Raw genomic sequence first — 19,896 nt, 5'->3', positions numbered from 1 at the left:
TTTATAATATGTTTAGAAAGTTTAATTCATTTTGAAGTAGCTGAGGACTTTTAAAATGAATTCCCTTAATTCCTATATTCTCAGCGGCTTTAATGTTCCTTAAATTATCATCAATAAAAATGGCCTTCGTTGCATCAATATCAAAGCGGTCTATTGTTAGCTCATAAATTTCTGAGAAGGGTTTGCGGGTTTTTTCTGCCCCTGAAACTATAATGCCTTCAAACCAATGCAAAAATTCAAAACGTTCCAAAGCAATAGGGAAGGTTTCATTACTCCAATTGGTCAAAGCCACTATTTGATAAGTTTCCTTAGCAATTAATTTTTTTAAAATATCCACAGTTTCTGAAATAGGGCCACCAAGCATTTGTTCCCAATTTCCGTAATACATCCTAATGTATTCTTCCCATTCAGGATGTTTGCTGACCAATTCTTCAGTTGCTTGCGCAATTGGGTATCCAGCATCTTGATTCTCATTCCAATCTAGGGTGCAGATATTCTTTATAAACCAATCTGTTTTTTCCTTGTCGCCATCGAAGGCATTTAAAAAAACGTATTCAGGTTTCCAATCAATTAATACCCCACCTAAATCAAAAATTATGGATTTATAATTTGAATTCATTTAAAGAGTCTCTGTGTCTTCCTGTTTTTGCCCCATCATCATTAAGTATGCCTTTAAGAAGGGTTCAATGTCACCATCCATAACGGCATCCACATTACCAGTTTCAAAGCCCGAACGAACATCTTTGACCAATTTATAAGGATGCATCACGTAATTACGTATTTGGGAACCCCACTCAATTTTCATCTTTTCAGCTTCTATATCTTCACGCTGCTCCATACGTTTGTTAAGTTCAATTTCATATAGCTGAGACTTCAACATCTGTAGAGCCCTTGCTCGGTTATCGTGCTGCGATCGAGTTTCTGAACAAGAAATCTGAATGCCAGTAGGCTTGTGGGTTAATTGTACTTTGGTTTCTACTTTGTTAACGTTTTGCCCACCTGCACCACTAGAACGCGCTGTAGTAATTTCGATATCCGCAGGATTAATATCGATCTCAATTGAATCATCTACCAAAGGATAAACATATACAGAAGCGAAACTGGTATGGCGTTTGGCGTTACTATCAAAAGGGGAGATGCGCACTAATCGGTGCACGCCATTTTCACCCTTAAGCCAACCAAACGCGTAATCGCCTTCAATTTCAAGTGTAACGGTTTTTACACCGGCAACATCGCCTTCCTGAAAGTTAAGCTCGCGAACCTTATAGCCGTTTTTTTCGGCGTACATTAAATACATCCGCATTAACATACTTGCCCAGTCGCAAGATTCAGTTCCACCAGCACCTGCAGTGATTTGAAGAACTGCGCTAAGATCATCACCTTCTTCGGAAAGCATATTTTTAAATTCGAGCTTTTCTATGCTTTGGGTTGCTTTGTCGTAGGTGGCCTGTACCTCCTTGGCAGTAGCTTCTTCCTGCTTAAAAAATTCGTATAACACTTCAAGCTCTTCAACCTGAGTGGTGGCATTTTCGAAATCTTTTACCCAATTTTTCTTTTCGGTAAGAGATCTCATTATTTTTTGTGCTTCCTTGGGATTATTCCAAAAATCTGGATTGAAGGTTTTTTCTTCTTCGTTGGTTATTTCAATTTTTTTGGCATCAATGTCAAAGATACCTCCTTAACGCGCCAAGGCGTTCAATAAGATCTTTAATCTGATCTGTAGTTACCATGTAAAATATTTTTCACAAAAATAGAAAGTCTTTTGAAAGTGGAATAGCTGTAAAGGGTTTTAATTTATTGCTGCTGCTGTTGTTGCTGTTCGTGAAGTTGAGCTTCAAAATCATGGCTTACAGCAACACTGTACTCGGTATAATTTTTTCCCGTACTATATACTACACCCTTAATAGGAGGACAATCCTTATAGTCTTTGCCGTGTGCTACCTTTATGTGATGTTCATTAACCATAAGTTGGTTGGTAGGGTCGAAACCTACCCAACCTAAACTTGGGATAAAACTTTCAACCCAGGCATGCATGACGGAATCACCCATAAATCCTTCGCCTTGATGTAAATAACCAGAAACATAGCGTGTGGGTATTCCATTCGCTCTTGCCAAGGCACAAAAGAGATGGCTAAAATCTTGGCAGACCCCTTTCTTAATTTTTAGGATTTCATCTAAATTGCTGTCAACATTGGTTACGCCGGATTGAAACTTAATGAATTTGTATACCCAGATATTTAAAGCAACTAGATTATCAAAAATTGTGTTATCCCTATCAAAATTGAATAGTGACGTCGGGTCCATCTTCAGATATGTTAAACGGGTAGATTTTAAAAATGGTTCGTAGAGCACTTTAAAAGAAATGTCATCTATTTTTTCGTAATCTTCCAGATTTGATAAATTTAAATTAAAATCGAATGGGTTTACTTTATGTTTATATACTTTAATGATGGCCGTGAACTTTATTTCATCAAATGGAGTTTTGCAATAAATTCGATTAGTTTTAAATCCATATCCATTAATGGAATCCTCGATACGTGCATTAACTGAGGTGAAAAAATGTGCGCTTACAACCTCCTGGGTTTCATTATCTTCGGGTGTTACCAAAAACTGCCAAGTCGCCTCAGAAACAGGATTTTCGTAAGTATTTTTAGATTGGTACCTAATGGTGTAATTGTAAACCATATTTAGATAATTATTCGGCTAAAAATATCAAATTTTACTTTTGAAAATACTAATAGTTAAAATATTCTTTCTCTAATTTATTACCAATTTCAACTAGGGTCCTAACTGTATTTTCGATAAAGTTTTTTACCTGGTTTTGAACTTCATGGAAATGCTTAAATTGATATTCTGCCCTTACTTTCCCAATTAGAAATGCAGCTGAATTTTTGTCCCTTATTTTTTGTGGATCTAATTCTTGTAAATGTTTGAAAACCTGATTTAGACTATTCATTACTGAACGAGGGCAATTTTGGTTAAAAATTAAAAAGTCCAGTGTATTTATTCCATTCGGCGGTTTTTTATAAAAGCGCCTCATCATGTCATAAGATTCTGCACATTTTAATAAAGTGGTCCATTCGTAACTATTGTTTACCGGATTTGTATAACTTCCCTTCGCCTGAATGGCATCGTTGTATTTTGCGTTAATTATTCGAATAATTTGGTTGGCTCGCTCAATGTTTATGCCGAGCATAATAATGTGGTAAATTTCATCATGAAGTAAAGTACCTCGTATTTTACCTCTTAGTATGGCCGTACGCTCGGTGACATTTACTGCATAATCGTAAAGTCCGTTCTTAACGAATACTTCTGAAGGATAATCGTTTACATAATGGTAAAACTTATTAATTGCCTCGTACAATTCGGTGGAGATAAGGTCCCTTGATGAATTCGCATTCTCCCTAGCAACTTTAATGCAAAATTTAACGGAATAATATTTATCTAGATTGAGCCCTACATCATAAAGAACATCATTTTCAATTAAATTATCGGCTTCGGTTGCAGGTTCCCCCACCATAAATTTAATTGATCGCAAAACAAATTGTCTGCCCTGACTTATTTCGCTTGGTGCATCTAAGGAGGAAAAATAATTGACGTTTAAAAACCTGGCTACATGTTCTGCCCGCTCTATATAGCGGCCCATCCAATATAAATTATTTGCTACTCTTGCTAACATCTATTATTCTTGTTTTAGTACCCAAGTATCCTTGGAACCTCCACCTTGTGAAGAATTTACTATTAAATTTCCTTTTCTAAGTGCCACTCTTGTGAGTCCACCTTTTAAAACAAATTCTTTATCCTTGCCCAATACAGTAAATGTTCTCAGGTCAATATGGCGTGGTTCAAACATGTGTGAATCTTCTATAAATGTTGCATGTACCGATAAAGACATTATTGGTTGGGCAATATATTTTCTTGGATCCTCTAAGATTATTTTCTTGACAGATTCAACTTCTGCCTTGGTAAGGCGATTTCCTATATGAATGCCATAGCCACCAGCCTCATCAACCGGTTTTACAACCAAGGAAGGGATATTTTCCAAAACATATTTCAAATCATCTTTTCTGCTGCAATGGTAGGTATGAACATTGTTTAATATAGGTTCTTCTCCTAGATAATATTTAATGATATCAGGCACATAAGTGTAAACTGCTTTATCGTCTGCAACCCCAGTTCCTGGAGCGTTTACAAGTGTTACGTTACCTTTTTTATATGCTGCAAATAATCCTGGAACCCCCAAGGTTGAATCTGGTCTAAATTCTAATGGATCTATAAATAAATCATCAATTCTTCTGTAGATGATATCTACTTTTTCTGGTCCATGAATGGTTTTGGCGTAGACAAAGTCGTTTTCAATAAATAAATCTCTTCCTTCAACCAATTCTACGCCCATCGCTTTCGCTAGATAGGAGTGTTCATAATAGGCGGAATTATAAACCCCTGGTGTAATGACCACAACTTTAGGGACATCGACTCCCTTAGGTTTAACCGTCTCCAATATATCAAGTAAATTTTCTGCATAATCGGTCACGGTATGAGTTTCGTAATGGTTGAATACACCAAACAAAGCTCGCTTTAGAGCAGTACGATTGCATATAACATAACTCACCCCAGACGGACAACGTATATTATCTTCAAGCACATAATATTTACCGTCTGAATGTTTTATTAGATCGGTTCCTGAAATATGATTATACACCCCTCCAGACGGGTCTACATCAATCATTTGGTGAAGATAATTGCTAGACGAACTAATAAGTTCTAGTGGTACAATCTTGTCGCGTATGATATTTTTGTTGTGATAGAGGTCATGTAAGAATAAATTCAATGCTCTACAACGCTGTATTACCCCTCTTTCCAGAACCTCCCACTCAGAAGCTTCAATTATTCTCGGAAATAAGTCAAATGGAAAAATTTTCTCCTGCGCCTTCTTGTCGCTGTATACTTGGAAAGTTATTCCCTGATTAAAAAATGAGGCTTTCGCACGTTTATTCAATTCTAAATAATCATCCCTAGAATGGTCGCTATACAAACTGAATAACTTTAGGTATGCAGGTCTAACGTTACCATCGGAATCGAAGATTTCATCAAACATTCCTGGGTTAGTTTGGTAACTCGAGAATATTGTTTTTGTAGAATTTTCGTCCATTAGAAAGTTTTTTGGAATTTAACAATATTGGGACAGGAATCAAATAGTAATCCTATAAATAATAAAGGGTTTTTATGTATTTATGAAAAAAAAAGCCAATTATTTTTATCAATATCTAGGTAGGAAAATAACCATTAGGGTGAATAAGATTTAATATTTCAATATTTTTGAGGGAAATATCTTAATCATGAAGAAATTTCTACTTATTACGGGCTTTTTAATTTTCCCTTTAGTTTTTCATGCCCAAATTTTGGGTAAAACTGGTCTTCAAAAATTTTCTGGATATTTTGATTTTTACTACGATCAAAAAGAGGACAAAATTTATCTGGAGGTTAAGGAACTAGATTCGGAATTTCTATATGTTAATTCACTTGCTAGAGGGCTTGGTTCCAATGATATTGGTTTAGACAGGGGTCAATTAGGTCAAGAACGCATAGTTAAATTTAAGAGAGCAGGGAATAAGTTGTTAATGGTGCAACCTAACCAAAATTATCGTGCTGTTACAACTAATTTAATGGAGAAAAATAGCGTGGAGGAAGCCTTTGCCCAATCTGTTTTATTTGGATTTAAAATTGAAGATGAAAAGGATGATAGGTTTGTTATAGACCTTACCCCATTTTTAATTCAAGATGCCCATGGAGTTGCAAATATTTTAAAGGATAAAAATGAAGGTGATTATAAACTCGACGGCAGTAAAAGTGCTTTAGAACTTGCCAGGACCAAATCCTTTCCATTGAATTCAGAATTTGAAGCTATTATTACTTTCTCAGGAAGGGCAAGGGGCAGAAATATAAGGAGTGTGGCACCCACTAACGATGTTATTACAGTTAATATGCACCATTCGTTTGTGAAACTTCCAGATGATGGTTACAAACCTCGTGAATTCGATCCGCGCAGTGGAATGATTTTTATAAATTTCATGGATTATGCTACACCTGTTCATGACCCAATAATGAAGCGTTATATAACGCGTCATCGCTTGGAAAAGAAGAATCCTAATAGTGCAGTTAGTGAGGCAAAAGAGCCTATTGTTTATTATTTAGATCCTGGTACACCAGAGCCTGTAAGGTCAGCTTTGCTTGATGGGGCAAAATGGTGGAACCAAGCATATGAAGCTATAGGTTTTAAGGATGCATTTCAGGTAAAAATGTTACCAGAAGGAGCCGATCCTTTAGATTGTAGATATAATGTAATTCAATGGGTGCATCGATCCACAAGAGGATGGAGCTATGGTGCAAGTGTTGTTGATCCTAGGACAGGGGAAATTATAAAAGGGCATGTAAGCCTTGGAAGTTTAAGAATTCGCCAAGATTTTTTAATTGCCCAAGCCTTATTGAACAAACCATTTGCTGAGCGTGATGATAATTATCAGCCAATGTTAGAAATGGCCTTGGCAAGAATACGTCAACTAAGTGCCCATGAGGTTGGCCATACACTTGGATTCACACATAATTTTGCTTCTAGTGTCAATGATAGAGCTTCAGTCATGGATTACCCACATCCCATGGTTACAGAAAAAGGAGGGGAAATTAGTTTTGATGGTGCCTATGATACAGGTATAGGAGAATGGGATAAAGTTACCGTGGCTTATGCCTATTCAGATTTTGTTGAGGGAACTAATGAACATGCAGAACTAAATAAGATTTTAGATAAGGCATCATCAGATGGTTTACGTTTTATCTCTGATAGCGATGCTCGTGCTGCTGGAGGTGCTCATGCCTATGCCCATTTATGGGATAACGGAAAAAATGCTGGTGGAGAATTGAAGAGGTTATTAAAAGTTAGAAAGATAGCAATTTCTAATTTTTCGAAAGATAATATTCGAAATGGAGACCCCTTTTCTATGCTTGAGGATGTGTTTGTACACTTATACTTTTTCCATAGATATCAAGCGGAAGCCACTACAAAAATGATTGGGGGCTTAGATTATAATTATGCGGTAAAAGGTGATGGTGATCTAATAGTGAAGCCATTGGATTCCAAAGATCAGAAATCTGCACTCGAAGCAATTTTGTTAACCTTAGATCCTGAGCATTTGGCAATTCCAGAAAATATATTAAGACTATTTCCTCCTCGTGCGTATGGGTATAACCGCACTAGGGAATCTTTTCAAAGTGAAACAGGTGTGGCTTTTGATCCCCTCAGCGCAGCATCCACGGCAAGTGAGTTTACTTTAGACTTTTTATTGCATCCTGAAAGAGCAAATCGCTTGTTTCAACAGCAAACTCTTGAGAGTGGTCAATTATCACTAGATGATGTGCTACGAACTTTAATTGAAAATTCTTTTCAGAAGAAATATAAAGAGTCTTATTTGCAGGAGGTTCAACACATGGTGAATGTGAATTTGTTGAATCATATAATGGATCTGGCCGTGAATGACAAGGCTTATTTTCAGGTGAATGCGATTGCCTATGCGGCATTGGAGGATGTTGAACGGAAGCTTACCGGTAATCTTGAACCACAATCGTATTCAAGGCATTACAAGCATATTATTGATCAGTTTAAGGAAAACCCAGATAAATTTAAAATGGTGAGAGCTCCTAAAATTCCGGATGGCTCACCAATAGGTACTGATCTTTGTAATTTTAACTAATTATGATTGATTTAAGAAGTGATACAGTTACCGTCCCTACAGAAGGGATGTTACAGGCAATGATGTCTGCTAAAGTTGGGGATGATGTTTACAAGGAAGACCCAACGATTAATGAATTGGAAATACGCTTAGCGGAAATTTTTGGTATGGAGAAAGCCTTGTTTTTTCCAACGGGTACAATGGCAAATCAAACTGCAATTAAACTACACACCAATCCAGGCGACCAAGTAATATGTGATAAAGATGCTCATATCTACAACTACGAAGGTGGTGGTGCTTCTTTTAATAGCGGTGTTTCTTGTAAGTTATTGAACGGCCATAGAGGTATGTTTACAGCCGATCAGGTAAAGGCTGCAATTAATCCTCCAGATTTTTACCATAGTCCATTAACGGCCTTAGTTGAGGTTGAAAATACTGCAAATAGGGGAGGTGGTTCGTGTTGGGATTATGAGGAATTGGTAAAGATTAAAAGTATTTGTGACGAACATAAATTAGGCTATCATCTGGATGGAGCTCGAATTTGGAACGCATTAGTGGAGTCACCTGCTCGTCCTAAAGATTATGGAAAAATTTTCGACTCCATTTCGGTTTGTTTAAGTAAGGGGTTAGGTTGTCCTATAGGATCTGTGTTGATTGGTGGTGAAGAGATTATGCAGAACGCCTTGAGAATTAGAAAAATTTTAGGTGGAGGTATGAGACAGGTGGGATATTTGGGGGCCGCTGGATTATTTGCTTTAGACCATCATTTGGATAGGGTAAAGGAAGATCATAGGCGTGCAAAAGAAATAGGTAAGTCATTAACTCAGTTGGAGTATATTGAAGAAGTGCAGCCTGTTGAAACTAATATTATCATCTTCACCTTAAAAGATCCCCAAAATGAAAAATTGTTTTTACAAACCCTTAAAAGCTTGGGGGTTATTTTAAGTGGTATGGGAAGCGGGAAATTAAGAATAGTAACCCATCTTGATTATACCCAAGAAATGCACGAAGAATTTTTGGAAATTCTGTCCTCTTTGGGGTTAGAAGAAAAAATGGCCTAAACTTAATATTGCTTAGGCCATAACCGGTTATTATTGTTATTTAAAATTTAAATAGATTATTCCAAGTTAACTGAAACAAATTTTGCCAATGGTGCCATTCGGGCCTTATTCAATGAAAGTGTATCCCCCGCAATAGCATAATTATCCACATTTTCTAATAACTTCAAAAAATCTGATTCAATTTTATCTTTGGCACAAGCCATCATGGTAGATGCCATACCAGAAAATTTTAAACGATTACCTTCCATCATTTCATAACCGCCCCTAAAGGTGTTACAGCCGCTGTTACCGAAGACTCTATCACCACTTGTATAAAGGATTAAATAGGGTTCATTTTGATAATCATTTTCCGTAATTTCTTTACCATTTAATTCAGATAATTTCCAATAATTTCCTGTTAAATCTCTACCTCTAAGATTGTTCTGTATTAGTAGATATGCTCCATTTTCCTGAGCTTCGAGACCATTACCTTCGCCATCTACCATTACCACTTGCCCTTCTTGCACGGAAAAACGAGGGGAACCTTCAACTTCATTTAATGTAATGTAACTTCCACTATTATCCCACTGTATTGAACCATTTGCTGATGCGATGTTTCCATCTTTTCCTAAATACTTTTGTTTGTAAACATATTTCCCATCATTGTGGATAGTTAATTCAGTTTGAATGCCAATGCAATCTGAACAGGGTAAGATGCCGTTATATGTTCCATTCCAATCTAACGAGACCTGTGAATTATCACCCAATGGAATAGTTGTTTCAGTTGATTCCTCAAAAGCTTCTTCTTGCTTTTCTTCCTTTGCTTTATTACAGCTTGCAACTAAAACGAGGGCAAAGACATAAATTGAAAATTTTAACCTACTAAGTTTCATCTTAAATTATAGTTGATGTTAATTTTTTACTTAAATAAATCCATACCAGGAATATCTGGCATTCCCTCCTTGGCAACAGCCGCAAGTTCAGCCTCATTAATAGAGGTAGCCCTTTCAATTGCTTTATTTAATGTTAGAATTAAATAATCTTCCAACATTTCTTTATCCTCTAATAATTCATTGTCAATCTCAATTTTTTTGATAGTCCTGTTTGCCGTAATTGTTACTTTAACTAGGCCGCCATTGCTTTCTTCGTCCAAAAGAACTGTGTTTAGCCGTTCTTTGGTGTTTTCTACTTTTTGTTGGGTTTCTTTGAGTTTATTCATCATACCCATCATATCTCCAAACATAATTTTATATTTTCAGTTTATGCAAATTTACGGGAGATCTTCTATGACCCCTTTAAATAAAGGTTAATTTCACATAATTAGTAGTATTTTTGACGCCTTCTTAATACCTGAGAATGATTGATAACGAGCTTAAACCTCCAATAGCAAAAAAAATACCGAAGAAACTATTAATCCATGACGATCTTAGGATTGATAATTATTATTGGCTAAATGAACGTGAAAACCCCGAGGTTATTCAATATTTAGAAAAAGAAAATGCTTATTGTGACGGGATGACTGCTCATACCAAGGGCTTTCAGGAAGAACTTTTTCAAGAAATGAAAGCTAGGATAAAGGAGGATGATGAATCTGTGCCATACAAGTACAATGGGTATTGGTATATCGTTAAATATGAAATAGGGAAAGATTATCCGATTTATACTCGAAAAAAGGAAGAATTGTCCGCAACAGAAGAATTGTTATTCGATTGTAATGAAATGGCAATTGGCCATGATTACTTCAAGATGGTAGGCCTAAGTGTGAGTCCGGATAATAAGTTGATTGCCTTTGGTTTAGATTTGGTAGGCAGACGAGAATACACCTTGAAAGTAAAAAATCTTGATACAGGAGAAATATTAAAGGACAGCATTGACAATACTACCGGGACTGCGGCATGGGCAAATGATAATGCCACAATATTTTACACCAAGAAGAACCCAATAACCCTACGTTCTGAAAGTATCATGAAGCATTTGTTACATACTGATGCTAAAATGGACGAACAGGTATTTTTTGAGTCTGATGATACGTTTGGCGTTACAGTATATAAATCTAAATCTCGCAAATACCTAGTCATTGCGAGTTTCAGCACTTTGACTAATGAGTACCGGATATTGGAGGCTGATAAGCCCAACGAGCCCTTTAGAGTGTTTCAAGAAAGAATCTCTGGGTTAGAATATTCGATATCCCATTACAAGGATCATTTTTATGTGGTGACCAATGCTGATGATGCCTTTAACTTTAAACTAATGAAAACGCCAGAAACGGCAACCACTAAAGAGAATTGGGAGGACCTTATTCCTCATAGAGTTGATACCCTTTTGGAGGACATCGACATTTTTAAGAACTATTTGGTGGTTAGTGAGCGCAGTAACGGATTAAACCAAATTAAGGTTTCTGCATGGGATGGTAGCCAAAATTATTATCTGCCTTTTGAAAGCGAAACCTATACTGCTTATACTACAACGAATGTTGAATTTGATACGGATATCCTACGTTTTTCATACAATTCATTAACTACACCAAGTTCTATTTTCGACTTTAATATGACAACTCTATCATCTCAATTGATGAAAGAACAGCCGGTTCTCGGAGGAAAATTTGATAAGAAAAATTATACTTCACAGAGGGTTTGGGCATCAGCAAGGGATGGGAAACTAGTGCCAATTTCTATGGTTTACCGTAAAGACACCAAGGTTGGAAAAGAAACGCCTTTATTGCTTTATGCTTATGGTTCTTATGGTTCGACCATAGATCCCTATTTTTCTACGGTAAGACTTAGCTTATTGGATAGAGGTTTTATTTATGCAATTGCCCATATTAGAGGAGGTGAATATTTGGGTAGACCTTGGTATGAAGATGGGAAGATGCTTTTTAAAAAGAATACGTTTAACGATTTTATAGATTGTTCCAAACATCTCATTGAGAATGATTTTACTTCCTCCAATCATTTATATGCCATGGGAGGTAGTGCAGGAGGGTTGTTAATGGGTGTTGTGATCAATGAAGCACCAGAATTGTATAATGGTGTAGTGGCTGCGGTTCCTTTTGTTGACGTGGTAACAACTATGTTAGATGACAGTATTCCACTTACGACGGGAGAATATGATGAATGGGGGAACCCAAATGAGGAGAAATTTTACTGGTATTTAAAGTCCTATTCTCCATACGACAATGTACAGCCTCAAGTATATCCGAATATGCTGGTAACAGCTGGTTTACACGATTCACAGGTACAATATTGGGAACCAGCAAAGTGGGTGGCAAAATTGCGTGAAATGAAGGTTGATAAAAATTTATTATTGTTGAAAACTAACATGAAAGCGGGTCATGGTGGGGCTTCAGGACGCTTTGAAGCTCTTAGGGAGGATGCTGAAGAGTTCGCTTTTATATTAGACTTGGAAGGTATTAATAAGTAATTAAAAAAAAACTCTTATTTTTGCCAGGTTTTAGGTTACATTGATTATTTTGTAATCGATAAATAGCATTTATGAAACAACAGGCACAGGTGTTTAATAATGTGTTGGAACTTGTAGGGAAGACACCACTTATTAAATTAAACAGGATAACCGCCGATTTCAAAGGCGATTATTACGCAAAAGTTGAAGCTTTTAATCCAGGTCACTCCACAAAAGACCGAATAGCCCTCCACATTATTGAAGAAGCTGAAAGACAAGGTATACTTAAACCTGGAGATACAATTATCGAAACTACTTCTGGTAACACAGGATTTAGTATTGCTATGGTTAGCATTATTAAAGGTTACGAATGTATCCTTGCGGTAAGTTCAAAATCTTCGGCTGATAAAATAGATATGTTGAAGGCCCTTGGTGCTCAGGTCTATGTTTGTCCCGCACATGTTAGTGCAGACGATCCAAGGTCTTATTATCAGGTTGCCAAAAGATTACATAGCGAAATAAAGGGTTCCATTTATATAAATCAATATTTTAATCAATTAAATATTGATGCGCATTATAACTCTACAGGTCCTGAAATTTGGGAGCAAACCAAAGGAGAAATTACGCATTTGGTTGCTTGTAGCGGTACTGGTGGAACTATTTCTGGTACGGCTAAATTTTTAAAGGAACAAAATCCAAATATCAAAGTAATAGGTGTTGATGCCTATGGCTCGGTTTTAAAAAAGTATCATGAAACTCGTGAATTCGACGAGAAAGAAATTTATCCTTACCGAATTGAAGGTCTAGGTAAAAACCTTATTCCTACAGCTACTGATTTTGATGTTATCGATCAATTTGTGAAGGTTACAGACGAAGATAGTGCCCATACGGCTAGAGAAATTTGCAAGACGGAAGGATTGTTCGTTGGTTACACTTCAGGTGCTGCTATGCAGGCCATTAAACAATTGGAGGAAGAAGGGACAATTGAAGAAAATGCTAAAGTAGTGGTTATTTTTCCAGACCATGGTTCACGTTATATGAGTAAAATATATAGTGATAAGTGGATGGAGGAACAGGGCTTCTTCGATAGCAAAAGCGCAATTCATGAGGATATACAGTATATAAAGTAAATTTTCAATCACATCTTATAGATACCTGTTGTTACCAAGTTTCAACAGGTTTTTTTTTGAAAAAAAGTGTTAAAAGTTGTTATCAATTTAATTATGCATTCAGAATATAATTAAGTAATTTTGCCCCACTAATTGAACTTATTGAGGCGTTAATGAAAGATTTATTTGACAAGATTTATCGAGATAAAGGACCGCTAGGGAAGTGGGCGTCACAGGCTGAAGGATATTTCGTTTTTCCTAAATTGGAAGGTGAGATTGCCAACCGAATGAAATTTCAAGGAAAAGACGTAATTACTTGGAGTATAAATGATTACCTTGGATTGGCAAATCATCCAGAGGTCCGAAAAACAGATGCCGAGGCAGCAAAAAAGTACGGATCAGCTTATCCAATGGGTGCTAGAATGATGTCTGGACATACAGACCTTCATGAAAAACTTCAAAAAGAACTGGCAGCATTTGTGAATAAGGAAGCCGCTTACCTTCTTAATTTCGGTTACCAAGGGATGGTTTCAACCATAGATGCTCTTGTTTCAAAGGATGATATAATTGTTTATGATGTTGATGCACATGCTTGTATTATAGATGGTGTTAGACTTCATATGGGTAAACGGTTTACCTATAAGCATAATGATGTTGAAAGTTTAGAAAAGAATCTAGAGCGTGCTACTAAAATGGCCGAACAGACTGGTGGTGGTATTTTGGTTATTTCTGAAGGTGTTTTTGGAATGCGTGGTGAACAAGGTAGACTAAAGGAAATAGCAGCGCTTAAGAAAAAATTTAATTTTAGGTTTTTGGTTGATGATGCGCACGGTTTTGGAACTTTAGGGAAAACTGGCGCGGGAGCTGGTGAAGAACAAGGTGTTCAAGACGAGATAGACGTATATTTTGCAACTTTCGCAAAATCTATGGCTAGTACGGGTGCATTTATTGCTGCAGACCAAGAAATAATTGATTATTTAAAATATAATTTACGTTCCCAAATGTTTGCAAAATCCCTTCAAATGCAGTTGGTGGAAGGGGCCTTAAAACGTTTAGACATGTTAAAAACCATGCCTGAACTTAAAAACAAATTGTGGGAAAATGTTAATGCGCTTCAATCCGGTTTAAGGGATCGAGGTTTCGACTTGGGAACAACCCAGAGCTGTGTAACACCGGTATATTTAAAAGGTAGTATTCCTGAAGCAATGGCTTTGGTTAAGGATTTAAGGGAAAACCATGGAATTTTCTGTTCCATCGTTGTATATCCAGTAATTCCTAAAGGATTAATCCTTCTAAGATTAATTCCTACGGCTACCCATACCCTGGAAGATATTGATGCGACATTGCAGGCATTTGAGGCTATTAGAGAACGTTTGGAAAATGGAACTTATAAACGGTTGTCAGCCGCTGTTGCTGCAGCTATGGGACAATAATAAATTACAAATTATATTTAAAAAGGTCAGATTTTAATCTGACCTTTTTAGTTTGTTAAGTTTTTATTCTCTATAAAAGTTTTTTATAAGTTTTTCTCCTTCTAGTAATTACAGGATCGAAATTTTTCCATAATTGATGGATTGCAGTGTTCTCATCTAATTCTGGGGTGCGATAAAATGTCTTAACGGGAGAATTGATAAATACATTATAAAACTCATTAAAGATTATAGCAGTCACTCCCTTATTTTGATATTCTGGTAAAATGCCTATGAGATAGAATGCTACTGCATCACTATTTTTTTTGGCTTTTAAAAGATGAAAGAACCCAAATGGGAACAGTTTCCCTTTTGCTTTTTTTAAAGCCTTTGCAAATGATGGAAGAACTATTGCAAAGCCAATCATTTTATCATCCTTATCTAAAACGAATTTTATATACTCGGGATTTACAAACGGGATAAATTTTTTCTTGAAATAAGCCTTTTGTCGATCAGTTATTTCAACGAAAGATGAAAGCCTAGCATAGGTTGTATTAAACAAATCGAACATTTCATCCACATAAGGCATTATTTCCTTTGTTGTAGTGAAATTTACAGGCTTCAAATTATACCGCTTTCTTATTATTCCTTGCATTCTGCGGAAAGGAGTTGGATCTACTGCAGTGAATGGAAACTGGGCTTCATAATAACCTTTTTCTATTTCCATATCATAGGCTTCATAATGGGATTTGTAGTAAGGATGGTTATACCAGGTGATCATACTGCCAATTACCTCAAACCCCTCTGTTACAACCCCAACTTTATCTAAATTAGAAAAACCTACAGGGCCTTCCATAAATTCTAGGTCATTAGACCTTCCTATTTCAGCTACCTTATCTAATAATATTTTTGAAACCTCTTTATCGTCAATGAAGTCAAACCAGCCAAACCTCATTTTCTTTAATCCCATTTTTTTTACTTCCAGCCAATTAATAATAGCCGCAATTCGACCAACAATTTTACCATCTCTTTTTGCGACAAAAAGATTTGCTTCCGCATATTCAAAAACTGGGTTTTCTTTAGTGTCAAAACCCTTCATTTCTTGACTTATAATTGGAGGTACCCAAGGGCTGGAGTCATCATATAATGAAAATGGAAATTTTACGAATGCCTTTAATTGGGCTTGAGATTTTACTTCTTCTAAAGTTAGCATGTTTTAAACCTACCTAATTATATCGTCAATATTATCGGATTGAATACCGTCTCTTCTTTTTCTGGATTTGTTCCTTCTGGATTCTTTTGCAGCATCACCTTCCTGGTATGTATCAATTTTATCTTCATGAAAGTCAAACCTATATGATGCCCCTAAATTTACACTTAAAACAGAAGGAGTGTCTTTAGCATTAAATGTTACAGCTGTATCTAACTGAAAATTAGGAGTCCATAAATATGCCCCTCCTAATCGAAATAAATTATCAGAATAAAAATCACTGGATATACCATGTGCTTCCGCAAAAATAACCCACTGTGGATCGAAAGAATGGGTAAGCGTTAAAATATATTGAAAATCTGAATCATCGGTTCCGATTCTATCCTTTATTAGATTTAATACAAAAACCCAGCCTCCATTAAAATTGTTTTGAGTTGCTATCATAACCTTTGGACTGATTCCTTCAATACCTGGCGCCACATATGGATTATCAGTGGTGTCATAAGTAGCCCCTGCATAAATAGAAACAGCAGGAATTAATGATTTCCATTGAAATCTTCGGTTAGCGTGATAACTATAAAGGTTAGGTTTGTCCTCTGCGTTTTTATAGGGATCATAAATTAGATATTTAGCACCGATGGACAAATTTTTGAAATTAGCACGTTTATCTTCTGTAACCAGGCCAGAGGTTGAACGGTAATTGGTTAGTTTATCATTTTGGTATGTACCTTCAAGGTTAAGTTCTAATTGTTCAAAAAACAAACCAAATCTGGCGGCAAAATCAACCCCGAAGCCTGATACTTCATATTTTAAGGGCGTATGTTTTTCTTTAACGAAATAAGGGCCAGCTTCAAATTGAAGAACATTAACTCCAACAGCGAACGCACTGCGAGAAACTCCGGGTCTATTTGAGTTAATCACATCTGTATATTGCGCATGAATTCCAACGGAAGAAAATAACAAAATGAGTAATGGTAGATGGGTACAAAGGCGTTTCATAATATAAGTATTACATCACTATTAATGTATGGTTAGTTGTTGCAAACATAGTTGAAATTCTCCTAAATTAGCCTTTAGTAAAGGTTTATTGAAAAGATTTCGAGTTTAATTTTAATGAATTTTTAAGGTAAAACATCCCTATTTCATTGGTTATGTTTGTATTTTTGGCACATGATACAAACGGCTTCTGTAACCGGTTTCTTGCGTACTCTGTTAATTATTTTGGCAATTTATTATGCCTTGAAAATAATTACGCGTCTGGCAGCTCCATATATAATGCGGTATTTTAGCAATAAAATGCAGGACAAATTTGGAGGACACACTTATCAATCTAGACAAACTCAAACCCCACGGTCCAAAGAAGGAGAAACGGTCATTGATAAAATGCCTAAACAGCAACAGTCATCTAATTCTAAAGTGGGTGAGTATATCGACTTCGAGGAGATTGAATAATTCTCTATTATTTTCAAAGTTTTTCGCAGACTAGCAGTTTTATTGATTTTCGTACTCAAGAGAGTAAAAAAAATTAACTAATTTTCCCATTTTAAGAACCTATCTATGCCGTTTTCACTTAAACGCCTATTACCACACTTAATAGTATTTCTAGGATTTATAGCAGTTTCCCTTGCATACTTTAGTCCTGTCCTAAAGGGGAGGGAGATTTTTCAAAGCGATATCAAACATTACATTGGTATGGCAAAACAGCAAAACGATTTTCGTGAGAAAACAGGAGAAGAAACCTATTGGACCAATGGAGCTTTTGGAGGAATGCCAACATATCAGTTGGGGGCTAAGTATCCTCATTACTACATTAAAAAACTAGATGGGGCATTGCGTTTTCTACCGCGACCAGCAGATTACCTTTTTCTCTATTTTTTAAGTTTTTATGTTTTAATGTTAGTTTTGAAAGTTGATTACAGGCTGGCAGCTTTTGGTTCATTAGCATTTGGTTTTTCTACCTATCTCATAATAATTCTAGGGGTTGGACATAACAGTAAAGCCCATGCCATCGCTTATATGCCATTAGTCTTGGCTGGAATTCTATTAACCTTTAGGAAGGAATACATTAAAGGGTTTATCCTTGCAACCATTGCATTGGGATTAGAAATTGTCGCAAATCATTTCCAAATGACTTATTACCTATTATTGTTGGTATGTGTTATTGGTATAGTTTATCTTATTGATTTTTATCGCAAAAAAGAATTGCCTCACTTTTTTAAATCTATTGGAATTTTAAGTATTTCGGCTTTGTTGGCGGTAGGTTTAAATGCTAGCAATATCTTGGCGACCCAAGAATATGTAAAGGAGAGTACTCGTGGTAATTCAGAATTAACAATAAATGCAGATGGTAGCCCAAAGGACAATACAACTGGACTCAGCCGTGAATATATCACAGAGTATAGTTACGGTAAGCTAGAAAGTCTTAATTTATTTATTCCTCGTTTTATGGGTGGTGGTACCTATAGTGATGTGGGTAAGGATTCGGAAACTTATCAATTTTATTTAAATGCGGGTTTAACACCAGTTCAGGCAATTGAGCAAGTAAAACAAACGCCAACTTATTGGGGAGATCAGACAATTGTTGAGGCTCCAGCCTATGTTGGAGCAATTGTAATATTCTTGGCAATCTTGGCATTATTCCTCATTAAGGGGAGATTAAAATGGTGGCTATCAGGAGGTATTGTGCTTTCACTGTTCTTATCCTTTGGGAAAAATTTAGCTTTTTTAACCGATTTCTTCATCAATGTTGTTCCACTTTATGATAAGTTCAGGGCGGTTAGTTCTATTCAAGTTATTTTAGAATTGTGTTTTCCTATTCTTGCTGTTTTCGGGCTTTATAAAATTTTCAATAAAGAAATTTCCATTGATGAGAAAATGAAGGGTCTAAAATGGTCTACAATTATTGCAGGTGGAATAGCTTTAATTATCTGGTTGTTTGGAAGTAGTCTTTTTGATTTTGCTGGTGTTAGAGATGCCATGTGGAGACAGAACTATGGACAAGCATTCATGAATGCCCTTGAGGAAGATCGAATTATGATAATGAAGAGCGATGCCTTTAGGACACTAATTTTAGTTTTATTAAGTGCAGGTGTATTATGGGCCGTGATCAATGATAAAATAAAAAAATCCATAGGGATTAGTGCCCTGTTTGTTTTGTTGTTGTTTGATCTTATTGGAGTGGATAGGAGACACGTTAACAATGAAAATTTTGTTGCTTCTGTTTCTGTTCAAAGGCCTTACCAAGTGTCTCAATTAGATCAGCAGGTATTAAAAGACACTTCTTATTATCGCGTATTAGATCTTACTACACAAGGAGCTAGAGCGCCGGGTAGAGCTAGTTACTTCTATAACTCCTTAACTGGTTATCATGCGGCTAAATTGGGCCGATATAACGATTTAATGGAGTTCTATATATATCGTAATAACATCAACGTCTTCAACATGCTAAATACTAAGTATATTTTGGCTGAAGATGAAAATGGGAGTCAATTTCCATATGTAAATAATGACGCTAATGGAAATGCTTGGTTTGTTAGTGAAATTCGTGAAGTGGCTTCGGCGAATGAAGAATTACAATTATTAGATTCTTTAGATAATAAAAACATTGCTATAACCACAATGCCACTTCCATCTGAAAGTAAACGGAATTTTCAGATAGATTCATTAGCCACCATTAATTTAAAATCATTCAAACCCAATGAATTAAAATATTCCTATTCTAATACTAATGAAGGTTTTGCAGTATTTTCTGAAATTTATTATCCCCATGGTTGGAAGGCTTATTTAGATGGAGAAGAAATGCCTCATTTTAGAGTTGACTATCTACTGAGAGGGATGTTTGTGCCAGCAGGTAAACATGAAATTGTATTTAAATTTGACCCCCAAGTTGTAAAAACGGGTGGGACGATTGCATTAGCAAGTTCGATTATTGTTGCCTTACTTGTTTTGGGTGGTTTATTTTTAATGTTTAAAAGAACTTCAGGAAAAACTACAGAATAATTTGAA

The 19,896-nt window shown here is 36.0% G+C and carries 16 protein-coding genes; 7 read left to right on the top strand and 9 right to left on the bottom strand.

Features of this window, described 5'->3' with window-relative positions:
• Nucleotide 1 precedes the first annotated feature (1 nt).
• The 5 genes from ISU00_RS16290 to ISU00_RS16270 all read right to left on the bottom strand — a co-directional run bounded on the left by ISU00_RS16290 (nucleotide 2) and on the right by ISU00_RS16270 (nucleotide 5,152).
• Nucleotides 2–619 (bottom strand): HAD family hydrolase, encoded by a 618-nt coding sequence (locus tag ISU00_RS16290; RefSeq protein ID WP_228851733.1) that lies wholly within the window; start codon nucleotides 617–619, stop codon nucleotides 2–4.
• Nucleotides 620–1,730 (bottom strand): peptide chain release factor 2 gene (gene prfB, locus ISU00_RS16285; protein WP_228851732.1). Its coding sequence is split into 2 segments (ribosomal slippage): nucleotides 620–1,666 and nucleotides 1,668–1,730, totalling 1,110 coding nucleotides; the frame shifts between segments, so codons are not numbered across the junction. It abuts the gene before it with no gap.
• Nucleotides 1,731–1,794: 64 nt separating this feature from the next.
• A complete protein-coding gene (locus ISU00_RS16280) occupies nucleotides 1,795–2,685 on the bottom strand; it encodes a transglutaminase-like domain-containing protein (protein WP_228851731.1) in 891 nt (296 codons plus the stop codon).
• A gap of 49 nt (nucleotides 2,686–2,734) precedes the next feature.
• Nucleotides 2,735–3,679 (bottom strand): alpha-E domain-containing protein, encoded by a 945-nt coding sequence (locus ISU00_RS16275; RefSeq protein ID WP_228851730.1) that lies wholly within the window; start codon nucleotides 3,677–3,679, stop codon nucleotides 2,735–2,737.
• 3 nt (nucleotides 3,680–3,682) lie between these two features.
• Nucleotides 3,683–5,152 carry a circularly permuted type 2 ATP-grasp protein gene (locus ISU00_RS16270; RefSeq protein WP_228851729.1) on the bottom strand — a complete coding sequence of 490 codons (1,470 nt, stop codon included), beginning with the start codon at nucleotides 5,150–5,152 and terminating at the stop codon, nucleotides 3,683–3,685.
• A gap of 187 nt (nucleotides 5,153–5,339) precedes the next feature.
• Between ISU00_RS16270 and ISU00_RS16265 the strand changes: the two genes are divergently transcribed.
• Both ISU00_RS16265 and ISU00_RS16260 read left to right on the top strand, forming a co-directional pair.
• The gene (locus tag ISU00_RS16265; RefSeq protein WP_228851728.1) at nucleotides 5,340–7,745 is read left to right on the top strand and encodes a zinc-dependent metalloprotease; all 2,406 of its coding nucleotides are present in this window, start codon (nucleotides 5,340–5,342) and stop codon (nucleotides 7,743–7,745) included.
• Nucleotides 7,745–8,785, top strand: coding sequence for a threonine aldolase family protein (locus ISU00_RS16260; RefSeq protein WP_228853752.1), 1,041 nt, complete (start codon nucleotides 7,745–7,747; stop codon nucleotides 8,783–8,785). The genes ISU00_RS16265 and ISU00_RS16260 overlap by 1 nt, the downstream gene beginning before the upstream one ends.
• 56 nt (nucleotides 8,786–8,841) lie before the next feature.
• Here the strand turns inward: ISU00_RS16260 and ISU00_RS16255 are convergent, their stop codons facing one another.
• Complete coding sequence (locus ISU00_RS16255) at nucleotides 8,842–9,657, bottom strand: META domain-containing protein (RefSeq protein ID WP_228851727.1); 816 nt, start codon at nucleotides 9,655–9,657, stop codon at nucleotides 8,842–8,844.
• Nucleotides 9,658–9,683: 26 nt separating this feature from the next.
• A complete protein-coding gene (locus ISU00_RS16250) occupies nucleotides 9,684–10,007 on the bottom strand; it encodes a YbaB/EbfC family nucleoid-associated protein (protein WP_228851726.1) in 324 nt (107 codons plus the stop codon).
• A 113-nt stretch (nucleotides 10,008–10,120) separates the two neighbouring features.
• Between ISU00_RS16250 and ISU00_RS16245 the strand changes: the two genes are divergently transcribed.
• From ISU00_RS16245 to ISU00_RS16235, 3 genes are all read left to right on the top strand, one after another.
• Nucleotides 10,121–12,184, top strand: a complete 2,064-nt coding sequence (locus ISU00_RS16245; RefSeq protein ID WP_228851725.1) for a S9 family peptidase — start codon at nucleotides 10,121–10,123, stop codon at nucleotides 12,182–12,184.
• Between the two features lie 71 nt (nucleotides 12,185–12,255).
• Nucleotides 12,256–13,293, top strand: coding sequence for a PLP-dependent cysteine synthase family protein (locus ISU00_RS16240; RefSeq protein WP_228851724.1), 1,038 nt, complete (start codon nucleotides 12,256–12,258; stop codon nucleotides 13,291–13,293).
• Nucleotides 13,294–13,445: 152 nt separating this feature from the next.
• Entirely contained in the window at nucleotides 13,446–14,705 is a 1,260-nt protein-coding gene (locus tag ISU00_RS16235; protein WP_228851723.1) for an aminotransferase class I/II-fold pyridoxal phosphate-dependent enzyme, read from the top strand.
• Nucleotides 14,706–14,775: 70 nt separating this feature from the next.
• Here ISU00_RS16235 and ISU00_RS16230 read toward each other — a convergent pair whose 3' ends face one another.
• Entirely contained in the window at nucleotides 14,776–15,894 is a 1,119-nt protein-coding gene (locus tag ISU00_RS16230; protein ID WP_228851722.1) for a GTP cyclohydrolase, read from the bottom strand.
• Nucleotides 15,895–15,903: 9 nt separating this feature from the next.
• Nucleotides 15,904–16,890, bottom strand: coding sequence for a transporter (locus ISU00_RS16225; protein WP_228851721.1), 987 nt, complete (start codon nucleotides 16,888–16,890; stop codon nucleotides 15,904–15,906).
• 171 nt (nucleotides 16,891–17,061) lie between these two features.
• On the opposite strand from ISU00_RS16225, the gene ISU00_RS16220 reads away from it, so the two are divergent.
• Both ISU00_RS16220 and ISU00_RS16215 read left to right on the top strand, forming a co-directional pair.
• Nucleotides 17,062–17,343 (top strand): DUF4834 family protein, encoded by a 282-nt coding sequence (locus tag ISU00_RS16220; protein WP_228851720.1) that lies wholly within the window; start codon nucleotides 17,062–17,064, stop codon nucleotides 17,341–17,343.
• Between the two features lie 105 nt (nucleotides 17,344–17,448).
• The gene (locus ISU00_RS16215) at nucleotides 17,449–19,890 is read left to right on the top strand and encodes a YfhO family protein (RefSeq protein ID WP_228851719.1); all 2,442 of its coding nucleotides are present in this window, start codon (nucleotides 17,449–17,451) and stop codon (nucleotides 19,888–19,890) included.
• Nucleotides 19,891–19,896: the final 6 nt, after the last annotated feature.

It is taken from the genome of Aegicerativicinus sediminis (assembly GCF_015476115.1).
Lineage (GTDB): Bacteria > Bacteroidota > Bacteroidia > Flavobacteriales > Flavobacteriaceae > Aegicerativicinus > Aegicerativicinus sediminis.
Note: the sequence above shows the minus strand (reverse complement) of the source record. Positions and strands in the feature narration are given on the sequence as shown.

Bases quoted from the DNA above. Each gene is read 5' to 3' on its own strand.
- ISU00_RS16290 (WP_228851733.1), bottom strand. From the start codon at position 619: ATGAATTCAAATTATAAATCCATAATTTTTGATTTAGGTGGGGTATTA.
- ISU00_RS16280 (WP_228851731.1), bottom strand. From the start codon at position 2,685: ATGGTTTACAATTACACCATTAGGTACCAATCTAAAAATACTTACGAA.
- ISU00_RS16275 (WP_228851730.1), bottom strand. From the start codon at position 3,679: ATGTTAGCAAGAGTAGCAAATAATTTATATTGGATGGGCCGCTATATA.
- ISU00_RS16270 (WP_228851729.1), bottom strand. From the start codon at position 5,152: ATGGACGAAAATTCTACAAAAACAATATTCTCGAGTTACCAAACTAAC.
- ISU00_RS16265 (WP_228851728.1), top strand. From the start codon at position 5,340: ATGAAGAAATTTCTACTTATTACGGGCTTTTTAATTTTCCCTTTAGTT.
- ISU00_RS16255 (WP_228851727.1), bottom strand. From the start codon at position 9,657: ATGAAACTTAGTAGGTTAAAATTTTCAATTTATGTCTTTGCCCTCGTT.
- ISU00_RS16250 (WP_228851726.1), bottom strand. From the start codon at position 10,007: ATGTTTGGAGATATGATGGGTATGATGAATAAACTCAAAGAAACCCAA.
- ISU00_RS16245 (WP_228851725.1), top strand. From the start codon at position 10,121: ATGATTGATAACGAGCTTAAACCTCCAATAGCAAAAAAAATACCGAAG.
- ISU00_RS16240 (WP_228851724.1), top strand. From the start codon at position 12,256: ATGAAACAACAGGCACAGGTGTTTAATAATGTGTTGGAACTTGTAGGG.
- ISU00_RS16235 (WP_228851723.1), top strand. From the start codon at position 13,446: ATGAAAGATTTATTTGACAAGATTTATCGAGATAAAGGACCGCTAGGG.
- ISU00_RS16230 (WP_228851722.1), bottom strand. From the start codon at position 15,894: ATGCTAACTTTAGAAGAAGTAAAATCTCAAGCCCAATTAAAGGCATTC.
- ISU00_RS16225 (WP_228851721.1), bottom strand. From the start codon at position 16,890: ATGAAACGCCTTTGTACCCATCTACCATTACTCATTTTGTTATTTTCT.
- ISU00_RS16220 (WP_228851720.1), top strand. From the start codon at position 17,062: ATGATACAAACGGCTTCTGTAACCGGTTTCTTGCGTACTCTGTTAATT.
- ISU00_RS16215 (WP_228851719.1), top strand. From the start codon at position 17,449: ATGCCGTTTTCACTTAAACGCCTATTACCACACTTAATAGTATTTCTA.